Source organism: Brevundimonas sp. (assembly GCF_016742135.1).
In the GTDB taxonomy this organism is placed as follows: domain Bacteria; phylum Pseudomonadota; class Alphaproteobacteria; order Caulobacterales; family Caulobacteraceae; genus Brevundimonas.
Genome location: NZ_JACVCG010000001.1, coordinates 187199 through 211850 on the forward strand (window position 1 = coordinate 187199; position 24652 = coordinate 211850).

17 protein-coding genes are annotated in these 24652 nt (G+C 67.5%); 7 read left to right on the top strand and 10 right to left on the bottom strand.

All coding sequences use genetic code 11. From position 1 onward, the window contains the following. Nucleotides 1-46 precede the first annotated feature (46 nt). Together IBJ06_RS01000 and IBJ06_RS01005 are read left to right on the top strand one after the other, a co-directional pair. On the top strand, nt 47-2884 hold the full coding sequence (locus IBJ06_RS01000) for a pitrilysin family protein (protein WP_292156652.1): 2838 nt from the start codon (nt 47-49) through the stop codon (nt 2882-2884). A 106-nt stretch (nt 2885-2990) separates the two neighbouring features. Continuing rightward, nucleotides 2991-4433, top strand: a complete 1443-nt coding sequence (locus IBJ06_RS01005) for an aldehyde dehydrogenase family protein (protein ID WP_292156653.1) — start codon at nt 2991-2993, stop codon at nt 4431-4433. A 965-nt stretch (nt 4434-5398) separates the two neighbouring features. On the opposite strand, the gene IBJ06_RS01010 is transcribed toward IBJ06_RS01005, so the two are convergent. From IBJ06_RS01010 to IBJ06_RS01025, 4 genes are all read right to left on the bottom strand, one after another. Next, nucleotides 5399-8026, bottom strand: a complete 2628-nt coding sequence (locus IBJ06_RS01010) for a TonB-dependent receptor (protein ID WP_292156654.1) — start codon at nt 8024-8026, stop codon at nt 5399-5401. An 83-nt stretch (nt 8027-8109) separates the two neighbouring features. Continuing rightward, nucleotides 8110-9558, bottom strand: coding sequence for a hypothetical protein (locus IBJ06_RS01015; RefSeq protein ID WP_292156655.1), 1449 nt, complete (start codon nt 9556-9558; stop codon nt 8110-8112). A gap of 195 nt (nt 9559-9753) precedes the next feature. Further along, a complete protein-coding gene (locus IBJ06_RS01020) occupies nt 9754-10554 on the bottom strand; it encodes a type II secretion system protein N (protein WP_292156656.1) in 801 nt (266 codons plus the stop codon). 50 nt (nt 10555-10604) lie between these two features. Beyond that, complete coding sequence (locus IBJ06_RS01025) at nt 10605-12188, bottom strand: alpha-amylase family glycosyl hydrolase (RefSeq protein ID WP_292156657.1); 1584 nt, start codon at nt 12186-12188, stop codon at nt 10605-10607. Nucleotides 12189-12295: 107 nt separating this feature from the next. On the opposite strand from IBJ06_RS01025, the gene IBJ06_RS01030 reads away from it, so the two are divergent. Beyond that, the gene (locus IBJ06_RS01030) at nt 12296-12865 is read left to right on the top strand and encodes a hypothetical protein (protein WP_292156658.1); all 570 of its coding nucleotides are present in this window, start codon (nt 12296-12298) and stop codon (nt 12863-12865) included. Here the strand turns inward: IBJ06_RS01030 and IBJ06_RS01035 are convergent. Next, on the bottom strand, nt 12847-14184 hold the full coding sequence (locus tag IBJ06_RS01035; protein WP_292156659.1) for an AGE family epimerase/isomerase: 1338 nt from the start codon (nt 14182-14184) through the stop codon (nt 12847-12849). The genes IBJ06_RS01030 and IBJ06_RS01035 overlap by 19 nt on opposite strands. Nucleotides 14185-14238: 54 nt before the next feature. On the opposite strand from IBJ06_RS01035, the gene IBJ06_RS01040 reads away from it, so the two are divergent. Beyond that, the gene (locus IBJ06_RS01040) at nt 14239-15249 is read left to right on the top strand and encodes an NAD-dependent 4,6-dehydratase LegB (RefSeq protein ID WP_292156660.1); all 1011 of its coding nucleotides are present in this window, start codon (nt 14239-14241) and stop codon (nt 15247-15249) included. A 4-nt stretch (nt 15250-15253) separates the two neighbouring features. Here the strand turns inward: IBJ06_RS01040 and IBJ06_RS01045 are convergent, their stop codons facing one another. Continuing rightward, nucleotides 15254-15901: a NeuD/PglB/VioB family sugar acetyltransferase gene (locus IBJ06_RS01045; protein WP_292156661.1), complete on the bottom strand. Its 648-nt coding sequence runs from the start codon at nt 15899-15901 to the stop codon at nt 15254-15256. A gap of 101 nt (nt 15902-16002) precedes the next feature. On the opposite strand from IBJ06_RS01045, the gene neuC reads away from it, so the two are divergent. From neuC to IBJ06_RS01060, 3 genes are read left to right on the top strand one after another with little or no spacing between them, the layout of a single operon-like run. After that, on the top strand, nt 16003-17157 hold the full coding sequence (gene neuC / locus IBJ06_RS01050) for a UDP-N-acetylglucosamine 2-epimerase (RefSeq protein WP_292156662.1): 1155 nt from the start codon (nt 16003-16005) through the stop codon (nt 17155-17157). Next, the gene (gene neuB / locus IBJ06_RS01055; protein WP_292156663.1) at nt 17150-18226 is read left to right on the top strand and encodes an N-acetylneuraminate synthase; all 1077 of its coding nucleotides are present in this window, start codon (nt 17150-17152) and stop codon (nt 18224-18226) included. The genes neuC and neuB overlap by 8 nt, the downstream gene beginning before the upstream one ends. Then, nucleotides 18223-19275 (top strand): nucleotidyltransferase family protein, encoded by a 1053-nt coding sequence (locus IBJ06_RS01060; RefSeq protein ID WP_292156664.1) that lies wholly within the window; start codon nt 18223-18225, stop codon nt 19273-19275. Before neuB ends, IBJ06_RS01060 begins: the two co-directional genes overlap by 4 nt. Here IBJ06_RS01060 and IBJ06_RS01065 read toward each other — a convergent pair whose 3' ends face one another. The 4 genes from IBJ06_RS01065 to IBJ06_RS01080 all read right to left on the bottom strand — a co-directional run bounded on the left by IBJ06_RS01065 (nt 19276) and on the right by IBJ06_RS01080 (nt 24518). Beyond that, nucleotides 19276-20571 carry an O-antigen ligase family protein gene (locus IBJ06_RS01065; protein ID WP_292156665.1) on the bottom strand — a complete coding sequence of 432 codons (1296 nt, stop codon included), beginning with the start codon at nt 20569-20571 and terminating at the stop codon, nt 19276-19278. Nucleotides 20572-20683: 112 nt separating this feature from the next. Continuing rightward, complete coding sequence (locus IBJ06_RS01070; RefSeq protein WP_292156666.1) at nt 20684-20914, bottom strand: hypothetical protein; 231 nt, start codon at nt 20912-20914, stop codon at nt 20684-20686. Between the two features lie 149 nt (nt 20915-21063). Then, nucleotides 21064-22302: a hypothetical protein gene (locus IBJ06_RS01075; RefSeq protein ID WP_292156667.1), complete on the bottom strand. Its 1239-nt coding sequence runs from the start codon at nt 22300-22302 to the stop codon at nt 21064-21066. Then, complete coding sequence (locus tag IBJ06_RS01080; protein WP_292156668.1) at nt 22302-24518, bottom strand: polysaccharide biosynthesis tyrosine autokinase; 2217 nt, start codon at nt 24516-24518, stop codon at nt 22302-22304. Before IBJ06_RS01080 ends, IBJ06_RS01075 begins: the two co-directional genes overlap by 1 nt. Nucleotides 24519-24652 lie beyond the last annotated feature (134 nt).

Genomic DNA, 24652 nt, shown 5'->3' on the forward strand with positions numbered 1-24652 from the left:
TTCGCGGGAAAGCCTCTGTCTGGGGGCTGAACACAGGGGTGTATTCATGAAACCGTCCACGCTTCGCCGCTATCTTATCGCCGGGGTCTGCCTTCCCGCGATCCTCGCGACCGCCGCCCAGGCCCAGTCCACCGACCTGCGGCCCGACCCGCACGCCGTGGTGCCCGTCTCCGCGGCAGAGGCGGGCGCGGTGCTTCAGGATTCCGCCCTGCCGGCGCTTCCCGATGTCGACATTCCCTTCACCCGCTTCGTGCTGGACAACGGCCTGACCCTGATCGTGCACGAGGACCGCAAGGCCCCGATCGTTGCGGTCAACATCTGGTACCATGTCGGTTCGAAGAACGAGCCCCTGGGCCGGTCCGGCTTTGCTCACCTGTTCGAGCACCTGATGTTCAACGGCTCCGAGAATTTCAACTCGGACTTCTTCAAGGCCACCGAACTGCTGGGGGCCACAGACCAGAACGGCACCACCAACAAGGACCGCACCAACTACTTCCAGAACGTGCCCACCAGCGGCCTCGACGCCATGCTGTGGCTGGAAAGTGACCGCATGGGCCACCTGCTGGGAGCCGTTGATCAGGCCCGCCTCGATGAACAGCGCGGCGTCGTCCAGAACGAGAAGCGCCAGGGCGAGAACCAGCCCTATGGCCGGGTGTGGAACGCCATCACCTTCGCCACCTACCCCGCCGACCACCCCTATGGCCACACCGTCATCGGCGAGATGGCCGATCTGGAAGCCGCGTCGCTTGAGGACGTGCAGGACTGGTTCCGCAGCTACTACGGCCCGGCCAATGCCGTGATCGTGCTGGCGGGCGACATCAGCCCCGAGGAGGCCCTGGCCAAGGTCCAGCACTATTTCGGCGACATCCCGCCGGGACCCCCGGTCACCCAGCCGGCCCGCATGATCGCCCGCATGCAAGGCGAGCAGCGCGAGGTCATGTATGACCGCGTCGGTCAGCCGCGTCTCTACAAGGTCTGGAACGTGCCGCCGGCCGGCGAAGCCGACACCGACCACCTCGGGCTGCTGGCCCAGGTCCTGACCTCGGGCCGCAACTCGCGCCTCTACAAGCGGCTGGTGTTCGACGACCAGATCGCCACCAATGTCGGGGCCTTTGTCGCCGAAGGCGAGATCGGCAGCCAGTTCATCATTGTGGCCACGGCCAAGCCCGGCCAGAACCTGACCGAGATCGAAGCCATCATCGACGAGGAAGTGGCCCGCCTGCTGGCCAATGGGCCGACCGCCATTGAGCTGGAACGGGCCCGCACCTCGACCGGCTCGGGCTACGTCCGGGGTCTGGAACGCATCGGCGGTTTCGGGGGCAAGTCCGACCTGCTGGCTGCGGGAGAGGTCTATCACGACAACCCCGGCGCCTGGCGGGTCAGTTATCAGCGCGTGCTGGACGCGCGCCCGGCGGATCTGGTCGCTGCGGGTCGTGAATGGCTGATGGACGGCTCCTATTCGCTGGAGGTTCGGCCCTTCCCCGACTATGCGGCCGCCCCGACCGGCGCGGATCGGTCCCAAATGCCGGCCGTGAGCGAAATGCCCATGGCCAGCTTCCCCGACTTCGAACGGGCCACCCTGTCGAATGGCCTGCAGGTCATTCTGGCACCGCGTTCGGGCGTTCCGACCGTTAGCATGAACATGATCGTCAATGCCGGAGCGGCCGCCGAGTCGGCGGACAAGAACGGTCTGGCGGTCCTGACCCCCGCGGTCATGACCAATGGCACGGAGACCCTGAACGCGCTCGAGATCAGCGACCGCCAGCAGTTGCTGGGCGCGACCCTCGGAGCCGGATCGACGACCGACTACACCACGGTCAGCATGACTGCGATCGAGTCCCGTCTCGGGCCGTCGCTGGCCCTGTTCGCGGATGTGATCATGAACCCGGCCTTCCGTCCGGAAGACTTCCAGCGCGCCCAGACCCAGCAGGTCTCGGGCATCCAGCAGTCGAACCGTAACCCCGGCGCGATCGCCAACCGCGTGCTGGCCGATGCGCTCTACGGCGACGAAAGCCCCTATGGCCGGTCGAACTCCGGCACCGAGGCGACGGTTCAGGCCCTGACCCCGGCCGACGCCCGGGCCTTCCACGACACCTGGTTCCGTCCCGACAACGCCACCCTGGTGGTGGTCGGCGACACGAGCATGGCCGAGCTGGTTCCCCAGCTGGAGCGGGCCTTTGCGAACTGGAACCCGCCGGCCACGGCCCTGCCCCAACGGGCGGGTGTCGGCACCCCGCCTTCGTACAGCCAGCCCCAGGTGCTGATCGTGGACCGCCCCGGTCCGCAGTCGATCATCATGGCCGGCCGCCTGATCGCGCCGCTGGACCCGACGACCGAGCCCAACATCACCGCCCTCAACACGGCGCTGGGCGGAGCCTTCACCAGCCGCATCAACATGAACCTGCGGGAGGACAAGGGCTGGTCCTATGGAGCCGGTTCGGGCATCCGCACCACGCCGGGCGAGCGCCTGTTCCTGGTCTCGACCGGCGTCCAGGCTGACCGTACGGCCGACAGTCTTGTCGAGATCAACAACGAACTGTCGGGGATCGTCGGGGGCCGCCCGGTCACCGACGCCGAACTGGGACCGCACAAGGCCAACCTGATCCAGGGTATGGCCGGCGACTGGGAGACCAATGCCTCGGTGGCCGGTGACCTGGTTCAGATGGTCGTCTATGGCCTGCCGGACGACTATTACGACCAACGCACCGCCGGCCTGGCGGCGACCACCTCGGCCTCGGTCTCTGCGGCGGCCCGGGATGTGCTGGGCGACGGCCCGACCGTCTGGGTCATCGTCGGCGACCGGGCCTCGATCGAGCCCGGGATCCGCGCTCTGGGTCTGGGCGAGGTCCGCGTGGTCGACATCAACGGCAACCCGGTCGAATAGACCTGCGACCAGGTGAAGACTTCAGGGGGCGGCGTCCATCGGGCGCCGCCCTTTGTCATGGCGCCTCCCTCCGCCTAGAAGGGGCCGTCACGCCCGAGGAGTTCCCATGACCGCGCCGCTCAACCTCTGCCACTGGATCAACGGCAAGCGGGTCGAGGCGGACCGGCCGTCGGTGCGCACCAATCCCTCGGACACGAATGAGGTGGTGGCCCATCTGCCGCAGGCGGGCCCGGCCGAGGTGGAGGCCGCCGTCAGCGCGGCCCGCGACGCCTTCGACGGCTGGTCGGGCGCCTCGCCCGAGGTGCGGGCCGACATTCTGGAGCGCACCGCCGCCCTGCTGCTGGAGCGCCGCGAGACCCTGGGTCGGCTGCTGTCCCGCGAGGAGGGCAAGACCTTGGCCGAGGGCATCGGCGAAGTGGCCCGCGCCGGTCGGGTGTTCCGCTATTTCGCCGGCGAGGCCCTGCGCCTGCACGGTCAGACCCTGGCCTCGGTCCGGCCCGGGGTCGAGGCCGGGACGCGGCGCGAGGCGGTCGGTGTGTTCGGCCTGATCACGCCGTGGAACTTCCCCATCGCCATTCCGGCGTGGAAGGCGGCCCCGGCGCTGGCCTTCGGCAATACGGTGGTGATGAAGCCGGCCGGACCGACCCCCGCCATGGCCGAGGCGCTGGCGGCCGTCCTGCATGAGGCGGGCCTGCCCGACGGAGTCTTCAACCTGGTCATCGGACGCGGCGATGTCGGCCAGGCCATGGTGGACCACAAGGGGATCGACGGCATCTGCTTCACCGGTTCCCAGTCGGTGGGCGAGGGGGTGGCCCTGGGCTGCGCCCGGCGTCAGGCCCGGGTGCAGATGGAGATGGGCGGCAAGAACCCGCTGGTGATCCTGAACGACGCCGATCTGGACCGGGCGGTTGAGGTGGCGCTGGACGGCGCCTTCATGTCCACCGGACAGCGGTGCACGGCCTCGTCTCGCCTGATCGTCGAGGACGGCATCCACGACCGCTTCGTCGCGGCGCTGGCCGAGCGGGTCGCGGCCCTCAGGGTCGGCCATGCGCTGGACCCCGATACGAAAATCGGCCCGGCGGTGACCGAGGCCCAGCGGCAGGGCGACGAACGCTATGTCGGGATCGCCACGGCCGAGGGCGGGCGGATCGTGGCGGGCGGTGGCCGGCCCCAGGTTTCGACGCCGGGCTGGTACGTCCAGCCCACCCTGATCGCCGATACCACGCCCGGGATGCGGATCAATCAGGAGGAGGTGTTTGGCCCGGTCGCCTCGGTGATCCGCGTCGCCGACTTCGAGGCGGCGCTCGTGGTCGCCAACGGCACCGAGTTCGGCCTGTCCGCCGGGGTGGTGACGCAAAGCCTGAAGTCCGCCCGGGAGTTCCAGCGCCGCGCCCGGGCGGGCATGGTCATGGTCAATCTGGCCACCGCCGGCGTCGACTATCACCTGCCGTTCGGCGGCACGAAGAAGTCCAGCTACGGCCCCCGCGAACAGGGCTTTGCCGCCCAGGAATTCTACACCCAGGTCAAGACGACCTATACGTGGGTGTAGGGGCTCCATCCGCATATTGACCGTCTGAATGGTCTGGATGGTCTGAAATCCATTCCTCCCCCATCGGGGGAGGGGGACCATCCGAAGGATGGTGGAGGGGGCCAAGGTCTTCAGGCACACGGACCCTTCACGCACATTGCAGCTCTGCCCCCACCACCCCGGCGCTACGCTCGGCTCACGCTTGCGCCCCCGTCCGTGGGTGCGGCGGGCTGGAGGGCAGGCGGAGCGCCGGGCCTTCGCCCGGAGTGAATAGAGTTTACCGTTTCGACGAAGACAGACGCTCCGCGCGGGTGGTTTTCCGGGAGCTTGCGTCGGGTGGCGGTGTTATCGCCTTACCGCAGCGCCCCCGGCGGGCGGGGGTGTCCTGCGACACCTCCCGGGCGATCGAGTATCCCCCTCGACCCAGTGTTGACGGCGGGCCTTGCGCCCGGCTGCCGAAGCCTCCCTGAGACCCGGAAGCCGGACAGCGCCGCCTTCAACCCCACTCCGTCCGCTCCCGCCGCCACAAGGTCGCAGGCCTTACGAGCCCTCCGCGCGACAGGACGCGAGGAGTGTTGCACAGCTCGCGACCTGGTCGGGCAGAACGGTGCGAGACACGGAAGGGGCGTTGAAAGGACTGGGGAATTGCGGGGCAGGCTTCATAGCTGGATCCGCCAGCTCAGCATTCCTTCTCCCCTTGCGGGAGAAGGTGGGCCGCGAGAGCGGCTCGGATGAGGGGTCTCTCAGAGAGTTGACGGGGAGTCCGCTTCAACCTGCACGATGACGGCCGATGACAGCTCGACCCCTCATCCCCCCCTTCTCAGGGGGCACCTTCTCCCCAAAGGGGAGAAGGATCACGATACGGTCTGCCCGAACCGATCACCAGACCGAGTCGGAGGGTAGGGGGCGGGTACAAGGGCGCTGCCACCAAAGAAAAAGGGCCGGCGATTGCGCGCCGGCCCTCATAGGCTTGGGGAGGAAACCGCCTAGAAGCGGGTGGTGAGGCTGATCGAGCCGCTGGTGCCCAGGTCATAGGCATTGGCCGTGATGCGGTTGCCCAGTTCCTGGTACTCCAGGTATTCGGTGTCCAGCAGGTTACGGACCTCGATGCCCAGGCCCATGTCGCGTCCGCCCCACAGGAAGTCCTTGCGGTAGACGAAGTCCAGCATGACGCCGGGCTTCTGGATCAGGTCGGGCTCTCCCGGGCGACCGCGGGCCGAGCTGCGCTCCGACACCCAGGTTACGAGCACCGTCGCCTGCGACCGGGCCGCATCGTCTTCCCAGCCGAGCTGCAGATTGGCCAGATGTTCCGACTGTCCCTGCATGCGGCTGCCGTCGATGATGTAGTCCGAGGCCGGACGGGGCGCGCCCGAAGCCGAGAGCGGGAAGACCACATCGTCGGGCCCCACCTTCACCTCGGAGTCGGTGAAGGTGTAGTTGGCCTGGACCAGCCAGCGCTTGTTGGCCACGAAATCCCAGCTGTGGTCCGGCATTTCCCAGTACTTCCTGGCGTCGATCTCGAAGCCCATCAGGGTCGCCTTCGGCGCGTTGAGGTAGGTCTGCTGGAGCAGGTTGCCCTGTTCATTGATCGAGGATTCGATCGGGTTTTCGATGTCCTTGTAGAAGACGCCGCCGGTCACATACTGGCCCCGGGCGAAATACCACTCGACACGGGCGTCGAAGTTCAGCAGCTCGGTATCCACCAGATAGGGGTTGCCGAAGAACAGGCGATCGTTGTCCGGGTCCTGATACTGTTGCGGGGCCAGTTCGCGGAACTGGGGCCGGCCGATGGTCCTGGACGCGCCCAGACGCAGCTGCAGGTCCTCGGCGAAGTTCCAGGTCAGGGTCGCCGACGGCAGCCAGTAGGTGTTCTCCAGCTGGGTCGGCTGGAACACCAGGGCCCCGCCGAACAGGTCGCGCGGGGTGACGAACTGGGTGGCGTCCTCATAGCGGACGCCGGTCGAAACGCTGACCAGCGGAATGATCTCGGCCTCGACCTGGAGGTAGGCCGCCCGGGTTTCCAGACCGGCTTCATAGGCGGCGGCACCGCCCGAGGGCGTGATCTCCTGAAGCTCCAGCAGAGCCGGGCCCAGGTTGAAGTCCGAGAACAGATAGTCGACGCGGCTGTCCTGCACGTCCAGCGGCAGGCCGTTGGGCGCATAGAAGCGGAAATCCCGACGCTGGGCGTCACGGGTGTTGTCGCTCCAGGCGATGCCCCCGCGCACGGTCAGGTCGCGATAATCCGACAGGGCCGTGGTCCAGGCGAAGTCGGCCCCCCCGCTGACGATCTCGTCCTCCAGCTCCGAGAAGCTGGTCGAGTTGCGCTGGGCCTCGGTGTCGTGGCGATAGACGCCGTCCGGATCCAGTCGATAGCGGATGACCTTTTCATAGGGAGCGTCGCGCTCGGTCAGGGCGTAGGCCCCGCGCCAGCTCAACTCCAGATCACCGCCCATCAGCCAGTGGGTGCCGGCCAGCTGGCTGGTGAACAGGGTGCGCTCGAACCATTCCGTATAGTCGTCGCGTACCTCGCCCGTGCCCGGGGCGTCGAAGTCCACACCTTCCCGCGAGCGGGCTTCCTTGGTGACGTTGCGGACGTAGAGGTTGGTCCACTTCAGATGGTGGTCCTCGTTGCCGAGGCTGAGACCGCCCAGGAAGTTCAGGCCGATGTCGTTTTCGGTCGAGACATAGTCATAGCTGGTCTGGACAACCATTTGGTCGATGTCGAGGCGTCCGGCCTGTTGCAGGCCGGTTCGCGTACGCCAGCTGTTGTCATAGCCGGCGACGAAGACCAGGCCCAGTTCCAGACCCGCGCCGATGTCCCACGACCGACCCCCGGCGATGTCGAGACCGAAGTTGGGCTGCATATAGTCCTGGGTCTGCAGCAGGTTCAGCGGGGCATTGACGAAATCGCGACCGATCGCCTGGATCTCGGCCGAGGTGAAGTTGGCACCCGTGGCGACACGGTTGCCGGTGGCCAGCGCGCGGGCCAGCAGGCCGGGCACGTCGCGCGTGCCGTCGTCAAAGCCGGTGAAATCGGTGCGCGAGCCGAAGTAGATCAGGCCCTCGCGACCGGTCGTCTCGGTGTTGGCACCGATGCTGGTCGAGACGGTCAGGAAGGCCTCGCGCGGGGCGGTGATGGTCCGCAGGTCAATGACCCCGCCCCCGAACTCGCCCGGATAGTTGGCCGAATAGGTCTTCTGGACCGTCACGCCGTCCAGGACGGACGACGGGAACAGGTCCAGCGGCACCACGCGCTGCAGCGGCTCGGGGCTGGGCAGGGGGGAGCCGTTCAGCAGGGCCGAGGAATAACGCTCGCCCAGGCCGCGCACATAGATGAAGCGGCCTTCGACGATCGACAGGCCGGTCACCCGGGTGAGGGCGGCGGCGGCATTGTCATCGCCCGTGCGCTGCAGGTCTTCGCGCGTCACGAAGGCGGCGACCTCGGAGGTTTCGCGCAGGGGCTCGGGGATATAGCGGCCCAGGACGACGATCTCGTCGACCTGGGTTTCGGTTTGCGGGACGGGGTCCTGCTGCTGGGCCATGGCCACGCCGGGCGCGATCAGCGCCGTGCTGGCGAGCAACAGGCCGCTCAATGTCAGGGAAAGCGTCTTCATGATCAGCGCCTCGAATGGGAAATATCGGGAAACGACGAATCGGGGCGGCGACGCCATGGCCGCCGCCCCGACAGGCGCAGGTGTCAGCAGGTCGAGCCGGCCGCGATGCCGCAGGACCAGCCGGCGTACCAGGTGTCGCTCGAGTCACGGACAGCACCGATGTAGGTGGTGTTCACGAAGAACGGATCCAGACCGGCGACCGGGGTCGCGGGACGGGCGGCCTCATTGGCCCCATTGATCACGCCGTTGAGCGTCGAGGCACCCGAGGCGTTGTTGGCACCGGTGCTGAAGATGTTGGCCGTGGCCGTGTCCTGGTTGCCGTCCACGCGATACAGGGTGCCGCAGGACATGAAGACCGAGTTGAAGGTCGGCCCGTTGGTCACGGTCGCGGCATCGTCGATGTCGAAGCAGGTGCCCGAGGGCTTGGCGATGACCGAGTTGTACAGCTGCAGGGCGTGACCGGTGTTCAGCAGGACGGCGTCGCCGCCGCCGCCGTCGGTGCGGCCGATGACGGTCGCGTTCGAGACGATCGGTCGGGTGAACAGGGCCTGGTTGCCGGCCGAGCTCGATTCGAAGCCACGGTCACCGCGGGTCGGAGCCTGACGCACGATCAGGAACTGGACATTGCCGCGATAGCCGGTGTCGGTGTCGAAGCTGTCGTCGTCGTTTCCGGTCAGGATCACATACTTCATGTTGACCGTGCCGCCGAAAGGCTCGATGCCGTCGTCCGAGCTGTTGTGCACCTGGATGTATTCGAGGGTGGTGCCGTTGCCGACGCCGGCCAGGGTGATGCCGTTCAGCTCATTGCCCGGCAGGATCTGGAAGCCAGAGTGCATCAGGCGGAAGTAGCGCAGGCGGCCCGAGTTATCGGCGATGGTGTTGCCGCCGTAGAAGGCGTTCGTGCCTTCGACCTGGGCCTCGCAGGCGATGTTCGGCGGGGTGACGCCGGCCGGGCAGGCCGAGATGGGCGCACGGCCCAGGATGACCAGACCGCCCCATTGGCCGATCGAATCGACCCCGGTGTTGCCTTCGACCGACTGGCGGCTGGTGAAGATGACCGGGCTGGTCGCGGTGCCCTCGGCGAAGATCTGCGAGCCGCGGTTGACGACGATGTAGTCGAGGCCGCCCGAACCGAAGATGGTCACGCCCGGCTCGACCGTCAGAATGCCCTGCTGGGCGCCGGGGGTCGGGGCCGAGGGGTTGGCGCCGCGGTCCTGACCGACGTCGGTGCGGCCCGAAACCGAATAGATGGTGCCGGCGCGCTGGGCGACAACCAGATTGCCGAGGATCAGGCTGGGCAGCTGGCAGTTACGCAGGGTGGTGCCACCGGCCGCCGTGATGGTGCCGACGTTGGAGAAGCCGGTCGGGCAGTCCGCCGCCGCGCCGCCGGTGCCCCCGGTGCCGCCGCCGCCGGTGCCGCCACCGCCACCACCGCCGAAGTCACCTTCGCCCGGCGAGGCCACTTCGGCCGAACCACAGGAAGCCAGGGCCAGGGCGGCCGCGCTGGCGAGCAGGATCTTGGAAAGACGCATTGGGAAACCCCTCGAATGAATGTTCGGGTTACCCGCACCCCGGTCTGACGCACCCGGCAACCCCGGGACCAGTCGTCTAGGCGGTGTTTGCAATGTTAAGATGACGCAAATGTTATTCGTTGTGACGAATATTCAGATATCTGACAAATATAGTCAGTCCAGCAAATTATAATTCAAGTATAGGATTTATTTCATCTAATCCGAAGACGGACCAATCGTCACATTCAGGGACTGGTTGCCACGCCGTACGCTCAGGGTCGCTGGCGCGCCGCTGCCGACCGCCTGGCCCAGCTCCCACAGGCGTTCGTCCCGGGTCAGGGGCTCGCCGTCGACCGCGGTGATGACGTCACCCTCGCGCAGGCCGGCGGCCGACAGGGCGGGGATTTGCGCGCCCCGCCGCCAGACATAGCCCTCGACCTGGCCGCCGCTGGAAAGTGGCCGAAGCCCGGCGACAAGGGGATCGGCTTCGGGGGCCACGAGTCCCATCTCGGCGGCAGCGGTGGCGGCATCTCCGGACAGGCCGACGGTCGCACCCCCCGGAGGCGGAGGCGGTGCCGGTATGGAGATATCAGCGAACTCAAGGCGTATGGAACGGCCCGATCGGATCAGCAGCACATGGTCACGACCGACCGAGGCCAGCACCAGATCCGGCCCGACTGTGTCGCCGATGCCATAGGCCGCCTGGGTGCCGTCCGGGCCCTGCAGAATGGCCGTGCCCGACGCGCCCGTGCGGGTGCCGAACAGCAGCCAGCCCTCGGCGGTCAGGTCCAGCACGGCGGGAGCCTGACCCTGACGGAAGAAGGGGTCGAATCGGGCGAAGACGGCGGGGTCGCCGAGCGGTCGTACTGTATGAGGCGCACCGGGAGGCGCGCCGGTCGTCAGGAAGGCGGAGGCGCCGCCGCCGATCACAACGGCGGCAAGGCCCAGCCCCAGGGCGATCTCGACCCCGCGCCGGATCGGCAGGGCGTCTGGCAGGGGCGGGACGGTCCGGCGCATGTCCGGCCTCTAGCCGCCGGATGTGACAGGCTGCCGACATTCAGGCGCAGTCAGGACGACAGATCGAGGATCTGACCGGCCAGCGGCGGCAGGTGTCCGGCCCGGGCCTCGCCGCCGTTGACGCCTGTGATGATCTGTCCCGCAGCCGGGGCTACCCGGTCCAGTGCGGTCTCGCCGAGATTGAAGGCGCAGATCAGGTTCTGGCCGCCGTCGTCGCGACGGAACACCAGCCGGGGACCGGTCGCCTCCAGCACCGTCATCCGGCCGAGGCGCAGGGCCGGCCACTCGCGGCGCAGGGCGATCAGGCGACGGGTCAGGGCCAGCATGGACCCGGCGTCCGCCTCCTGAACCGTCACCGCCCGGCTGAGGTGCTGCGGGTCCATCGGCAGCCAGGGCTCGACCTCCGAGAAGCCGCCGAACGGAGCATCCGGCGTCCAGGGCATGGGGGTGCGGGCGCCGTCCCGGCCCAGCGTCAGGGGCCAGTTGGCGATGGCTTCGGGATCGACCAGCCGCTCGAACGGCACATCGCCCTGGGGCAGGCCCAACTCCTCGCCCTGATAGACGAAGACATTGCCGCGCAAGATCATCAGCAACAGCATGGCCAGCCGTGCGACCGCGTCCGGATCACGCCCCCCGGCCCACCGGCTGGCGACGCGCGGCGTGTCGTGGTTGGAAAAGGTCCAGCACGGCCAGCCCTCGCCCTCGGCCCCGGGCCAGCGGGCCGCAGTTTCGGCGACCAGCCCGGGCGTCAGGGCCCGCGCATACAGATAGTTGAAGCCATAGGCGCTGTGCAGGCGGTCACGGCCCCGGGTGAAGGCGTGCATCTCGGCCTCGGCCCCGGCCCCCACCACCTCGGCCACGAAGAACCGGTCGCCATAGGTCTCGGCAAGCGCGCGCAGCCGCTCGAGGAAGGCCGGGATCTCGGGCTGGGACTGGTTGTGCAGATGCAGCTGGAAATCGAACGGTCGGGTGCGCGGGCCGGGCCGGGGGTCGGGCGGATTGTCGGTCAGGGCCTCGTCGTGGATGGCGAAATTGATGGCATCCAGCCGGAAACCGTCCACGCCCCGGTCCAGCCAGAAGCGGGCGACGTCCAGCAGGGCCTCCTGCACCTCGGGATGGCGCACATTCAGCTGCGGCTGGCTGGCGAGGAAGTTGTGCATGTAATACTGGCCGCGCCGGGCATCCCAGGTCCAGGCTGCCCCGCCGAACACCGACTGCCAGTTGTTGGGGGGGGAGCCGTCCGGCTTCGCGTCAGCCCAGACGTACCAGTCGGCCCGGGCGTTGGTGCGGTCCTGACGGCTGGCGCGGAACCAGTCATGGGCGTCCGAGGTGTGGGCATAGACCTGGTCGATGATCAGCTTCAGCCCGCGCGCATGGACCTCGGCGACCAGTATGTCGAAGTCATCCAGCGTGCCGAACAGCGGATCGATGGCGCAGTAGTCCGAGACGTCATAGCCGAAGTCCTTCATCGGCGAGGCGAACACAGGCGACAGCCAGATGCCGTCGACGCCCAGGTCCGCAATATGATCCAGCCGCCGGATCAGACCCTGCAGGTCCCCGACGCCGTCGCCGTCGCTGTCCTGAAAGCTGCGCGGATAAACCTGGTACAGAACCGCGCCACGCCACCATTCCATTCCCGGTCTCCTGAAGATGAGCCCGACCATCGACCGAATTCCGGCGACGGGCAATCTGGAACACCCGAGGCCTTTTCGTGCGCCTGACAAACGGGCAGGGTCGGGGGATGACCGCCCTGCTGCCCCGCCTTCGCTTACTTGCCCTGGCCCTCATTCTGGTCGGGCTGGTCCCCGCCCTGCCGGCCCAGGCGGCCGTGACGGTCACCTTCTATGGGCATGAGGGCAATCGGGTCCAGAACGGCTGGCTGCTGTTTCCCCATGCCTTTGTGCATCTGCACGGGACGCTGGAGAGCAATGGCCTGCCGGTCGACTATGCCGTGGGATTCACCGCCCGCTCGCCGGGGCCCCAGCTGTTGCTGTTCAGCGACCGGGGGATATTGAACCGGCCCGAGCCCGCCTATATCGCCGACGGCATCGCCTATCTCAGCGTCGTCATCAGCGATGAGACCTATGAGGCCATCCGCAGCCGATTCGACTATTGGGCCAGCGCCGAGGGCGGCACCTATAATCTGAACAATCGCAACTGCATCGCCTTTGTCGGCGATATCGCGACCGTGGTGGGGCTTGCGACGCCCAGCGTCCGAACCCTCAGCCCCAACGGATTTCTGAAGGATATGGTCCGGATGAACCCGCCGGGGTCGCTGGCGGGCATCCAGCATCATGCCGGGCTGGGCTGATCCCCCTGGGTCATGTCCGGGGGCCGCGTTCCGGCCAATTCCTCGGCGGCGGTCATCAGGTGATAGAGGCTGCTGGCCGGGGCCGGCTCGTCGATAAAGGCACCGTCGGCGGTCAGCCGGTCATGGAACAGTCCGGGCCGGTCGGTGCGCAGATAGGGCATCAGACCGGCGACCGCCGCCTCGATCCGGCCTTCGGCGTGGCTGCGTTCGTCGGCCGAGGTCGGCCGGTCCCGGCGTTGGACCCAGGCCTTGATCCGCTCGGTCTGGGGCCACAGGCGGGCGGCCGTATCGGTGGGTTCGAGGTCAGGGCCGAGTCCGCCGAAGGCCACGCCGCGCGCGGCATCGACACCCTTCGTCTCGCCCAGGTCCACCAGTCGTCGACCGGCCGCCACGGCCCCGGCATGATCGCGCATATGACCCCAGCGGGTCAGCAGCCAGCCCCATTCAAACTGATGCCCGGGCTCGATCTGGGGCTCGGCCCCGTGCGGCAGGGCCCGCCAGTCGCCGTCGTAGTATTCGCGGACCGCACCCGTCCCGGGATCGACGAACCGGTCCAGCGCCAGTCGGGCGATCCGGTCGGCCATGTCGCGCCAGGGCCCCCCGTCTTGCGTCGGCAGGGCCGTGGCCCAGGCGAGCGCCGCTTCCAGCAGGTGCATGTGCGGATTGGCCTTGAGCGGCAGGGAGGGCGGGGAATCCTCCTCATATCCGGCGACCGGATGGCCTCGCAGGTCTTCCAGTGCCCGACGCATGGTGTCGGCGATGACGCGTATCCGCTCGGGATCCGCCGCCACCGGCAGGGCATGGGCGAGGCCGAACAGCACAAAGGCCTGATCATACAGGTCCGGCCGGTCGTCCAGCGGCTGTCCCTTCGCATCCAGCCGGTAGTGGGCGAGCCCGTCCGGTCTGAGGAAGGCGGGCAGGGCGTCGAGGCCGTGATTGACGATGTCCTCCGCCGGTCCCGTCCAGCCCAAAGCCGGGGCTCGCGAGAAGACATAGATCTGGCGCCCCAGCACCCGGGCGCGCCGAGGCAGGTCGGCGGGCGTGCCGTCGGCGTTCAGCTTTTCGAAGAAGCCTCCGTGGACGCGGTCCACACCCTGTGCGGCCCACAGGGGCAGGGCCCGGTCGCGCATCCACTCCAGAAAGGCGGTCGCCCCGGTCATCGGCGACACCCACGGGGTGGTCGAGGCCCCCGGGGGCAGGCGCTTACGCGACACATGGATGGCAACCAGACCGTTGAACGGGCGGGCATATAAACGTCTGGCTGAAAGCGGCGCAACCTCGATGGCCGGTGACTTCTGGCCCGGCGTGGTTTGGGCCATGCTGGCGTGCCGGGACGAATCGCCGACCCACGCCGAGGAAGGAACACCGCCGCCATGCAGCTGAACGGCAAACGCATCCTGGTGACCGGGGCGGACGGCTTCATCGGCTCGCATCTGGTCGAGCGGCTGGTGCGCGACGGGCACCGGGTGCGGGCCTTCGTCCAGTACAACAGCTTTGGCCACCGGGGCTGGCTGGACCAGTCGCCGGCGGACGTTCAGGACGCGCTGGATGTCTTCGCGGGCGATGTGCGCGATCCGTATGGCGTGCGGACCGCCATGACCGGCTGCGATGTGGTGCTGCATCTGGCCGCCCTGATCGCCATTCCCTACAGCTATCATTCGCCCGGCGCCTATGTGGACACCAATGTCACCGGCACGCTGAACATTGTGCAGGCGGCCCGCGATCTGGGGGTCGAGCGTGTGGTGCCCACCTCGACCAGCGAGGTCTATGGCACAGCGCGCTTTGTGCCGATGACCGAGGACCACCCGCTGCAGGGCCAGTCGCCCTATTCGGCGTCCAAGATCGGGGCGGACCAGATTGCGCTGAGCTTCCATGCCGCCTTCGGGACGCCCGTGTCGCTGGTGCGCCCCTTCAACACCTATGGCCCGCGCCAGTCAGCCCGCGCCGTCATTCCGACCGTCATCACCCAGCTGGCGGCAGGCGCACGACAGGTGAAGCTGGGCGCTCTGTCGCCCACGCGCGACTTCAGCCATGTGTCGGACACGGTGGCCGGCATCATCGCTGTGGCCGAATGCGATGCAGCGGTCGGCGGCGTGACCAATCTGGGCAGCGGCTTTGAGGTCTCGATCGGCGATACCGCCCGCCTGATTGCCGAGCGCATGGGCGCAGAGATCGAGATCGTCAGCGAGGCCGAGCGCCTGCGGCCCGAGGCCAGCGAGGTCGAGCGCCTGTTTGCCGATACCACGCGGGTTCAGACTCTGACGGGCTGGAAGCCCGCCTATGCCGGTCTGGAGGGCTTTGGCCGGGGCCTGGACAACACCATCGACTGGTTCCGCGACCCGGCCAATCTGGCCCGCTATCGGCCAGGCACCTACGCCCTCTGACGGGTCAGCGGCGGTCCAGCGGCCGCGCCGGGTTGCCGACCACGGTTTCGCCCGGGGCCACGTCCTTCGTCACCACAGCCCCCATGCCGATCACCGCGCCCTTGCCGATGCGAAGAGGTTTGTCGGGCGTGCCCTGCCTCAGGATGGCGCCCGTACCGACATAGACGTCATCTTCGATCACCGTATTGCCGTTGATGCAGACGCGCGGGGCCAGGGTCACGAAGTCGCCGATCACACAGTCGTGGGCGACGTAAGAATAGATATTGGCGTGGAACTGTCGCCCGATCCGCACATCGGCGGTCAGGGTGGTGTGGTCGCACAGGATGGCGCCCTCGCCGACGTCGCACGGACCGCGCCGCAGGGCCGTGGGGGCGATCAGCGACACCAGCGGCCGGCCCAGCGCCCGCATTTCTGCATCGACCCGGCGGCGGATGGCGGCCTCGGCGATGGCGACGACGATGCCGAAGTCCTCGAGCAGATCGGCCAGCGGGATCACCGGATGCCCATTCACCGTCGGCTCATACGCCTCCCCGTCCTTCGGCACGAAACAGACGGCGTCAGGCGAGCGGGCCCCCGCCGCGCGGGCCGTCTCCCACGCCAGCGGCGCGACTTCGCGGCTGAAACCGCCGGTTCCGCAGATGGCGATCTTCATGGGATGGCGCTCCCCTCCGGGAATCGGACAAGACTGCTACCCTGACACTCTAACCGACTCTGGCAAGGCAGGACTCTGGCAAGGCAGACTGTAGCAGGCGCATGGCGGAACGCGTGACGATCTGTGTGGTGAGCAGCGGCCGGGCCGACTATGGCCTGATCCGGCCGATTCTCGATGCCCTGCGCGCCGATCCGCGCACCGTGGGCCAACTGCTGCTGACCGGCACCCATGCCGATGATCGATTCGGGTCGGAGGCCGACGGCCGGCTGCGGGCCGATGCCCTGGTGCCCATGCCGCTGGACGGAGACGATGCCGCCGCTGCCGCCCGGGGTGCCGCCGCCGTGCTGGTGGGGGTGGTCGAGGCGCTGGAGCGGCTGAAGCCTGATGCCGTGCTGATCGTCGGCGATCGCTACGAGATTCTGGCCGTGGCCCAGGCCGCCATGCTGCTGCGCCTGCCGCTGATCCATCTGGGCGGGGGCGATGTCACAGAAGGCGCGATCGACGAGGGCATCCGCCACGCGGTTACCAAGCTGGCCCAGGTGCATCTGGTCACCCATGCCGGGGCCGCGCGTCGCCTGCGCCAGCTGGGTGAGGAGGACTGGCGCATCCACACGGTCGGCAATCCCTCGCTGGACAGTCTGGCCGGCGCCACAAGCCTGCCGGATACGGCGCTCGAGGGGCTGCTGGGTCGGCCGGTGGGGGCCGACAATCTGCTGGTCTGTTTCCACCCCGTGACCCTGTTGCCGGATGGCGGGCTGGCCGAGTTCGAAGCCATGCTCGCCGTGCTGGGTGAGCTGCCCGTCAGCACGCATCTGTGGGTTACCCGGCCCAATGCCGACCCGGGGCATGAGGGGCTGAACCGGCATCTGGACGATTGGGCCGCCGGGCGGGTCAATGTCTCGATCCACGCGGCCCTGGGGGCGGCCTATCTGCCGCTGATGGCGCGCTGCCGGGCGGTGGTGGGCAACTCCTCCAGCGGCCTGACCGAGACGCCCTCGCTGGGCATTCCGACCGTCAATATTGGCGTGCGGCAACAGGGGCGGCTGGCGGGCGAGACGGTGTTTCACTGCGCCGGAGAGGTGGAGGCCATCCGCGCGGCGCTGGCCCGGGCCATGGCGGCGGATCTGTCAGGTGCCACCAATCCTTATGGAGATGGAAAGACTGTGCCGCGCATCCTGTCGGTGCTGACTTCCCTGCCCGAGCGTGACGTCCTGATGCACAAGCGGTTTATCGATATCGAGGTCGGCGGTGGCTGACCGGGTTTTCATCATCGCCGAGGCGGGAGTGAACCACGACGGGTCGCTGGACGATGCCCTGACCATGATCGATGTGGCCGCCGAAGCCGGGGCCGATGCGGTCAAATTCCAGACCTTCCGCGCTGCGGCGGCCCTGACGGCTCGGGCGCTCAAGGCCGTGTATCAGGTGACCAATACGGGCGAGGGCGGCACCCAGCTGGACATGGTGCGACGGCTGGAGCTGAAGCCCGAGGACCATCCGGCGCTGGTCGAGCGCTGCCGGGCGCGCGGCATCGCCTTCATGTCGACGGCGTTCGATATGGACAGTCTGGCGCTGGTCGCGGGGTTGGGCATGCCGTGGATCAAGATTCCCTCCGGCGACCTGACCTGGGGCGAGATGCTGATCGCCGCTGCACGGGTGGGGCCGCCGCTGGCGGTCTCGACGGGCATGGCGACGCTGGACGAGGTCAGGCAGGCCCTGGCCCTGATCGCCTGGGGCCGGATGCGGGCGGACCTGCCGCCCGATCTGGAGACGGCGCTGGCGGCCTTTGACACCGGGGCCGCGCGGGCGGCGCTTCGGGGACAGGTGGTGCTGTTGCACTGCACGACCCAGTATCCGGCGCCGCTGTCGGCCGTGAACCTGCGCGCCATGGACACGCTGAGAGAGACCTTCGGCCTGCCGGTCGGCTATTCGGACCATACGCTGGGTATCACCGTGCCGGTCGCGGCCGTCGCACGCGGGGCGGTGATGATCGAAAAGCATTTCACCCTCAGTCGCGATCGTCAGGGCCCGGACCATGCCGCCTCCCTGGAGCCGGACGAGCTGGCCGCCATGGTGCGTGCCATCCGCGAGGTCGAGCAGGCCCTGGGCCGCGCGGAAAAGGCGCCTGCACCCGAGGAAATGGCCAACCGGATCGTCGCGCGCCGGTCGCTGGTCGCCACGCGCCCGGTCCGGGCCGGGGAGATGTGGGCCCCCGACATGCTGACGGCCAAGCGCCCGGCCGACGGCCTCGATCCCCATTCCGCCTTTGCCCTCTATGGCGGGGCGGCAACCCGCGACTATCAGCCGGATGAGGCGATCGAGCCATGAAGCACTGGCAACGCACCCTGGTCGGCCCGGACGCCCCCCTGCGGCAGGTGCTCAAGGCCATCGATTCGGCGGGCGTCGGCATTGCCCTGGTGGTCGATGACGGCGGCGTTCTGATCGGCACCCTGTCGGACGGCGATGTCCGCCGGGCCCTGATCAAGGGGGCGGACCTCGAGCAGGCCTGCCGCCCGTTCGTGCATACGACGCCGGTAGTGGCGCCGGACGATCTGGAGGAAGGCGCGGCCCTGACCATGCTGCGCGCCCGCAAGCTGCGCCAGCTGCCCCGGGTGGATGCAGCGGGCCGCGTGACGGGCCTGTCGACGGTCGGCGACCTGCTGGATGTGCCCGAGCGGCCCGAGGCGGTGGTCATCATGGCCGGCGGCCGGGGTGAGCGTCTGGCCGAGCTGACCCGCACCACGCCCAAGCCCATGCTGAACGTCGGGCCGCGCCCGATTCTGGAGACCATCGTCTCCAGCCTGGCGGTTCAGGGCTTTCGCCGGATCTTCCTGTCGGTCAACTACAAGGCCGAGCAGATCGAGGCCCATTTCGGCGATGGCAGCGACCGCGGGCTCGCCATCGGCTATCTGCGCGAGGATCGGCCGCTGGGCACCTGTGGGGCGCTGTCGCTGCTGCCGGCGGAGGTTGAGGGGCCGGTGCTGGTCACCAATGGCGATGTGCTGACCCGTGTCGACTATGGCCAGGTGATGGACGGCCATATCCGCGACGGGGCGTCTGCTACCGTGGTCGTGCGCGACTATGAGATGCAGGTGCCCTTCGGGGTGATTCGCGCCGCCGACGGCCGGATCAGCGGGATCGAGGAAAAGCCCAGCCAGGTCTTCAACATCAATGCCGGGGTCTATGTGCTGTCGCGGGCGGCGCTGGCGCTGATTCCCGCAAACAGGCCCTATGACATGCCGATGTTGATCCAGGCCCTGATCGACGCGGATCAGCCGGTCAGGCCGCACAGGGCCGAGGGCTATTGGCTGGATATCGGACGCCCGCCCGACTACGACCGCGCCAATGCCGAGTTCGGGGCCGTGTTCGGCGGCTGATCAGGCGCGGCGGCGCTGCTCACTGCGACGCAAGGGCCGGGCGGCGCCGTCCAGAACCGCGCAGCACAGGGCGAAGATGACGGCGATCGTCTCGGTGCGCATCGGATAGTCCGCCGCCGAATGGGCCGCGATGACCAGCAGCGCGACCGAGGCCGCTCGCTGGAGGTCGCGCTCAAGACCGGTCCCGGCCCGCCATGCGCTCCACGACCGGCGCGCCCACCAGACCCAGGTGGCGACGATCAGGGCGATTCCCATCCAGCCTGTTGTCAGCCACATCTGCAGATAGTCGTTGTGGGCGTGGTTGAAATAGGCGGCCCTGAGCGTGTCGACCGGCTCATAGGAGCGATAAACGGCGTCGAAAGAGCCGATGCCCGATCCCAGCGGCAGGAAGTCCTGGGCGGCCTGCGCCACGATGGGCCAATTCTCGAACCGGAGATCGGTCGCGGGGTCGGTGTCAAAGCGGTCCAGAATGGGGCCGAGCGCAAACAGGACAATGATTCCCAGAGCGACCGCAGCCGCGCCTGCAAGAGCGATCACCGGGGGAGTTGGTCGACCCCGCCCCGAGGCCACCCAGGCGGCCAGAAGCCCACCGATCAGGGCCGGGCCGGCGGCCAGGATGCCGAAGCGCGACCGGATGGCGGCGAGGGCCACAAGCACCAGGACGATGATCAGCATTCCGACCCAGGCCCGCAGCCCCGCATGAGGATCGCGGCTGTTGAGACCGCTGCCCGCCAGCGCGGCGGCAAAGGGCACCGCCAGCAGGCAGAGCGTGGCCATGTGGTTCCGGTTGGCAAAGAAGCCGACCAGCGAGCCGAAATTGGTCGTCTCCCAGAGATAGAAGGTCTGGCTGTCGAGCGTGATTTGTAACGCGCCCAGCACGATGCTGAGGACGACGAAGGCCAGAACCCCCCACACCAGTCGCATCACCGTCGCCCGATCCAGCGTCAATGCCGCCAGAAGCATGGCTACGGGGGGCAGGAGCGCCAGAAAGGCCTGCCACGTCTCATCGGGGGCGAGGGAAAGCGGCAGCCACCCCGGGGTAATTCCGGCGATCTCCAGGGCCAGCGCTGCCTGATCCCGGCCGGGCAGCGAAGACCAGAGATCAAAGGGGAGGGGGATCAGCTGAAAGAGAGGCAGCGCCGTTGCCAGGCCTGCGAGGATCAGCAGGAAGCGGTGCTCTTTCCAGACGCCCGTTCGAACAAGGCGTACGAGGGCCAGTCCGAGCACCGGCAGAGCCAGCAGTTCGATCGCTGCCAGCTGCAGGAGATGCTCACGGCTGGCACCGCCCATGAGCATAGAAAAAGCCAGCAGAACACTGGCCGCGACGGCCAAAGCATCCCACTGGCTGATTCGTTTTATAAACGACCCACTCACTCACACACTCGTATTCTGAGCGGGATCGAAACTCTTACGGGCTGGTCGGCTTGTCGTCGTCCGAGAACACCGTGATCACGCCGACGAGGACGGCGGTACCGATCAGGATGACGGGCAGCGGAATGCCACGGAATTCGTTGGTGTCTTCAGCAGCGGCGCCGACACGATCACCGACGCGGACAACCGCGCTGTTACTGTTAGCGGCGACCGCTTGACCTGCGATGAGCAGCAGGCCAACCGAGGCTGCGGCGATGGTCTTACGCATGCAAATCCCCTTTAATCAAAAGCAATGCGCGGGTTTCCCCGCTCCTGTGAGAATGTCTTTAGGTCGGACGGGTTGCACATGGCAAGTGAAAAAGCCCCGCCGAAGGTCTGAATGTCGACTCCAAGCCAAGCTGTTGCGCCATTGCATCCCTAAGGAATCCTTTCCAGCGCCAGTTGTGAAAACCATATGACGATGTCGGTACGGCGGCCGGTATTGATCGGCACCAGCCTGACGATCTGGGCGGTACAGCCCTGCACCGGGACGACGACCCGGGTCTGGAACGGAGCCCAGTCGGCCTGGGCGTCCATGTCGAGGTTAAACCGGATTTCTGAAATGATTTCAGAAGTTTCGAGGCATTGAACCTGCCAGGCAAAGCCCGAGCGACCGCGCCCCGTTTCCAGTCTCTGCTGTCCGGACAGCCGGTAGGTTCCCGGTTGCATCAGCACCAGCTGGCTGGCCAGTTCCTGGGCATTGCGAGCGTCGTGAATCACCCGAAGCGCCGTGAGTTCAGGCTTCCGGTCATCATTCAGCAGGTCAACCGAGATGCCGGGGCCGACTCCCCGCTGCCAGCCGAAGGGAAGGATGGCTTCCTGATCGGCGAACTCCCCATTGACGAGAATCGTCGCCGCAGGGGGCCTGCCCAGGGTGTCCCGGACGGTCTTCAGGCCGGGGATTCGGCGGCCCTGATAGAGGGCCTGGTACAGGGCCTGGAGTTCGGCATTGGTGAAGGGCGCACGGGTTTCCTCCAGCCCCAGCGCGAGTCCGGCAAGCAGCTGCAGTCCGTCGGGCCGGCGGTAAAGACTCTCGAGGTACTCGCTCCGCCAGGGCGGCGAATCGGCCAATTCCGACACAAGGTGGGCGCCGGCCCGGACGTCGCTTTCGGCGGCCGTTGAGAACAGGTTGAAGACCAGAGGCCTCAGGTCAGCCCTGCGCCGCACCAGGGTATCGGCATGGGCGAAGGCCGAGGCATAGTTCCCCTGTCTCAGCCGGCTTTCGATCAACCAGCTGTGGGCCGCACTGTCCCGCAGGCTCCAGTTGCCGGCCAGGGTCATCATCTCGTCGGCCTGACCGGTGCGCCCCGCCTCGGCCTCGGACATGGCGAGCACGCGCAGCGCAGCCACGTTGAAGGGGGCCCTGGCCAGCGACAGACGGGCCAGATAGCCGGCATCCTCCATCTCACCCGCGCGCATCTCATCCTCGGCCGCCCGGGACAGAACCTGTGCCGAGCCGGGTGCCAGGCGAATCGCATGTTCGCTGGGGGCCCGGGTGACCAGGGGGACGAGGGCGACCTGCCAGCCCAGCCAGATCAGGCCGACGGCCAGGCCCACGGGCCAGAGACCCGTGACCTTGCCCCCGGCTTTCTTTTCAGGGGACGGGGTCTCTGACATCACGCCTTGCGGCCGGGCTTCTTCTCGGCCTCGACCCCGTAGTGATAGTCGTACGCATAGTCGTAGCCGTCGTGGCGCGTGCGATGGGCCTGGAACTTGGTCAGAACCGCCCCCAGGACACGACCGCGGCCCATCGACAGGCGACGCAGGGCACCGCGTGCCTGACGACGGCCCGTGATCCGGGACTCCAGCACGAACAGGGTGCCCTCAACCGCCGACGACAGAACCGGGGCGTCGGCGAAGCCCAGCACCGGCGGGCCATCGATCACAACATGGTCGTAAACGGCAAAGGCCTGGTCCAGCAGCGCCTGCAGACGGGCACCGCCCCACAGTTCGGCCGGGTTCGGCGGAAGCGGGCCGCAAGGGATGAAGTCAAGGGTGGAATAGGGGGTCTTGCGCACCACCCCGGTGAGTTCCGTCGCGCCCGACAGGAAATTGCTCATGCCCTGGCTGTTCTCGATCTCCAGCACCCGGTGCATGGAGGGATTGCGCAGGTCGCCGTCGACCAGCAGCACGCGACGTCCGATCCGCGACAGGTTGAGCGCCGTGGCAAAGGCCGTGGTCGACTTGCCTTCTCCCGGTCGGGCACTGGTGACCAGCAACGAACGGGGCGCGCCCTGCGACGTCGAAAACTGCAGGGCCGTGCGCAGGGAGTAGTAGGCTTCGGAGAAGGGCGATCGGATGTCGCGCAGGGCTTCGCCCGGATCCTTGCCCCGATCCAGCATGGGAATGATTCCCAGGGCCGGAACGCCCAGCTTGCTTTCCACGTCGTCCGGCGAGGTCAGGCGATCATCCAGGGCCTCGATCAGGAAGGCCGCGATGATGCCGATCGTCAGGCCCATGGTCAGGGCAAGCAGCAGGTTGAGCGGCAGGTTGGGGCTGGACGGACCGCCCGGGGGATTGGCGCGATCGACCAGCGAAATGTTGTTCGTGGTCACACCGCCGGTCACGCCGATTTCCTTGTAGCGCTGCAGCAGGCCGTCATACAGCTGGCGGCTGGTGTCCAGCTCGCGCATGAGGATGTTGTACTGGACGCTGCGATCGCCCAGGTCGAGGACCTCCCCCTTCAGGGCATTGACCTGGTTCTGGAGAGAGCGCTCCTGATTGAGGGCGATCTGGTACTGGGCGCGAATGCCGTCGCGGATAGCGGTTGCGGCCGTGCGCATCTGGGCATCGAGTTCGTTGATGCGGGCCCGGAGTTCGACCAGTTCAGGATAGTCGTCCTGGAAGACGGCGGCCTTTTCCTGATACTGCGATTCCAGCTGGATCCGCTGCTGCATAAGGGACTGATAGGCTGTGCTGGCCAGGACTTCCGGAATGCTCGTCAGGGGCGAGTTCTGGGCCTGGCGCCAGCGCTCCTCGGCGGCGATGCGGTTGACCCGTGCCTCGCCAAGCGCCTCGTTCAAGGTCCCGAGGCTGGTGGAAACCAGCGATCGGCCCGCGCCCGTTTCGGCGTCTGAAAGCGTGATGATTTCCTGATCACCGGCATAGGCGACCAGCTGACGCTCCGTATCCTCGAGCCGCGCCTTGGTCTCGGCGATCTGCTCTTCCAGGAAGTCGCGCACATAAAGCGACGCGTCGAATTTGCGGGCGAGGTTCGCCTCGATGAAGTTTTCGGCGACGGCGTTGGCCATGCGGGCGGATACGGCGGCGCTGGGGCTGCTGAAGGTAATCCGCACCAGTCGCGAGCCGCGTTCCGGGGACACCCCGATACTGCCGCTGATCAGTCCTATGATCATCCGTCGGCGGCGATCCGCCTGCTGGGTGGCGGTTTCGCCTTCCCTCGCCGTGAATTCTCCGCCCATTTGCTCGATGAAGGCGTTGGAGGTCGCCAGACCCTCGCTGTCGATGATCCGCTCGACGAGGGAGCGGCTGCGCAACAGGCCGTACTGTGTGTTGAAGAACTCGTCCCCGAACGCCATTTCGCGCGGCATACCATCGTCAGACCGGAGAACGCGCGCGGTTTCGCGGTCGATCTGGATGGTTGCGGTCGCCGTATAGGTCGGGGGAGTCATAAGGGTGACCACGACAGCGATCACCACGGCCGCGATCACGGATCCCAGGATCAGCAGCCGGTGCTTGAGCGCCAGCGCCCAGTATCTGGCCAGGTCGATCTCGCCGCCCCGGTCCCCTTCCAGAAAGGTGCCATACCCGGGCGCGACGTCGCGCTCCGGGCCTTGCCCGCCGCCATTGCCCATGCTGCGGTCTCCGACCATGGTACAGTCCTAAATCACTAGCTTGACGAAAGAAGATCGCCCCTTTTGGGCTGATAGCGCATCGATCCCCGTCGGGCGAGACGCAAATGCCAACAAAGCGGCAAGAGGCCGTGTTGGCACCAGAATGACCGGCA

What these genes read in the sequence shown, in the direction of transcription:
- IBJ06_RS01000 (WP_292156652.1), top strand. Translation starts at nt 47, where the DNA reads ATGAAACCGTCCACGCTTCGCCGCTATCTTATCGCCGGGGTCTGCCTT.
- IBJ06_RS01005 (WP_292156653.1), top strand. Translation starts at nt 2,991, where the DNA reads ATGACCGCGCCGCTCAACCTCTGCCACTGGATCAACGGCAAGCGGGTC.
- IBJ06_RS01010 (WP_292156654.1), bottom strand. Translation starts at nt 8,026, where the DNA reads ATGAAGACGCTTTCCCTGACATTGAGCGGCCTGTTGCTCGCCAGCACG.
- IBJ06_RS01015 (WP_292156655.1), bottom strand. Translation starts at nt 9,558, where the DNA reads ATGCGTCTTTCCAAGATCCTGCTCGCCAGCGCGGCCGCCCTGGCCCTG.
- IBJ06_RS01020 (WP_292156656.1), bottom strand. Translation starts at nt 10,554, where the DNA reads ATGCGCCGGACCGTCCCGCCCCTGCCAGACGCCCTGCCGATCCGGCGC.
- IBJ06_RS01025 (WP_292156657.1), bottom strand. Translation starts at nt 12,188, where the DNA reads ATGGAATGGTGGCGTGGCGCGGTTCTGTACCAGGTTTATCCGCGCAGC.
- IBJ06_RS01030 (WP_292156658.1), top strand. Translation starts at nt 12,296, where the DNA reads ATGACCGCCCTGCTGCCCCGCCTTCGCTTACTTGCCCTGGCCCTCATT.
- IBJ06_RS01035 (WP_292156659.1), bottom strand. Translation starts at nt 14,184, where the DNA reads ATGGCCCAAACCACGCCGGGCCAGAAGTCACCGGCCATCGAGGTTGCG.
- IBJ06_RS01040 (WP_292156660.1), top strand. Translation starts at nt 14,239, where the DNA reads ATGCAGCTGAACGGCAAACGCATCCTGGTGACCGGGGCGGACGGCTTC.
- IBJ06_RS01045 (WP_292156661.1), bottom strand. Translation starts at nt 15,901, where the DNA reads ATGAAGATCGCCATCTGCGGAACCGGCGGTTTCAGCCGCGAAGTCGCG.
- neuC (WP_292156662.1), top strand. Translation starts at nt 16,003, where the DNA reads ATGGCGGAACGCGTGACGATCTGTGTGGTGAGCAGCGGCCGGGCCGAC.
- IBJ06_RS01060 (WP_292156664.1), top strand. Translation starts at nt 18,223, where the DNA reads ATGAAGCACTGGCAACGCACCCTGGTCGGCCCGGACGCCCCCCTGCGG.
- IBJ06_RS01065 (WP_292156665.1), bottom strand. Translation starts at nt 20,571, where the DNA reads ATGCTCATGGGCGGTGCCAGCCGTGAGCATCTCCTGCAGCTGGCAGCG.
- IBJ06_RS01070 (WP_292156666.1), bottom strand. Translation starts at nt 20,914, where the DNA reads ATGCGTAAGACCATCGCCGCAGCCTCGGTTGGCCTGCTGCTCATCGCA.
- IBJ06_RS01075 (WP_292156667.1), bottom strand. Translation starts at nt 22,302, where the DNA reads ATGTCAGAGACCCCGTCCCCTGAAAAGAAAGCCGGGGGCAAGGTCACG.
- IBJ06_RS01080 (WP_292156668.1), bottom strand. Translation starts at nt 24,518, where the DNA reads ATGGTCGGAGACCGCAGCATGGGCAATGGCGGCGGGCAAGGCCCGGAG.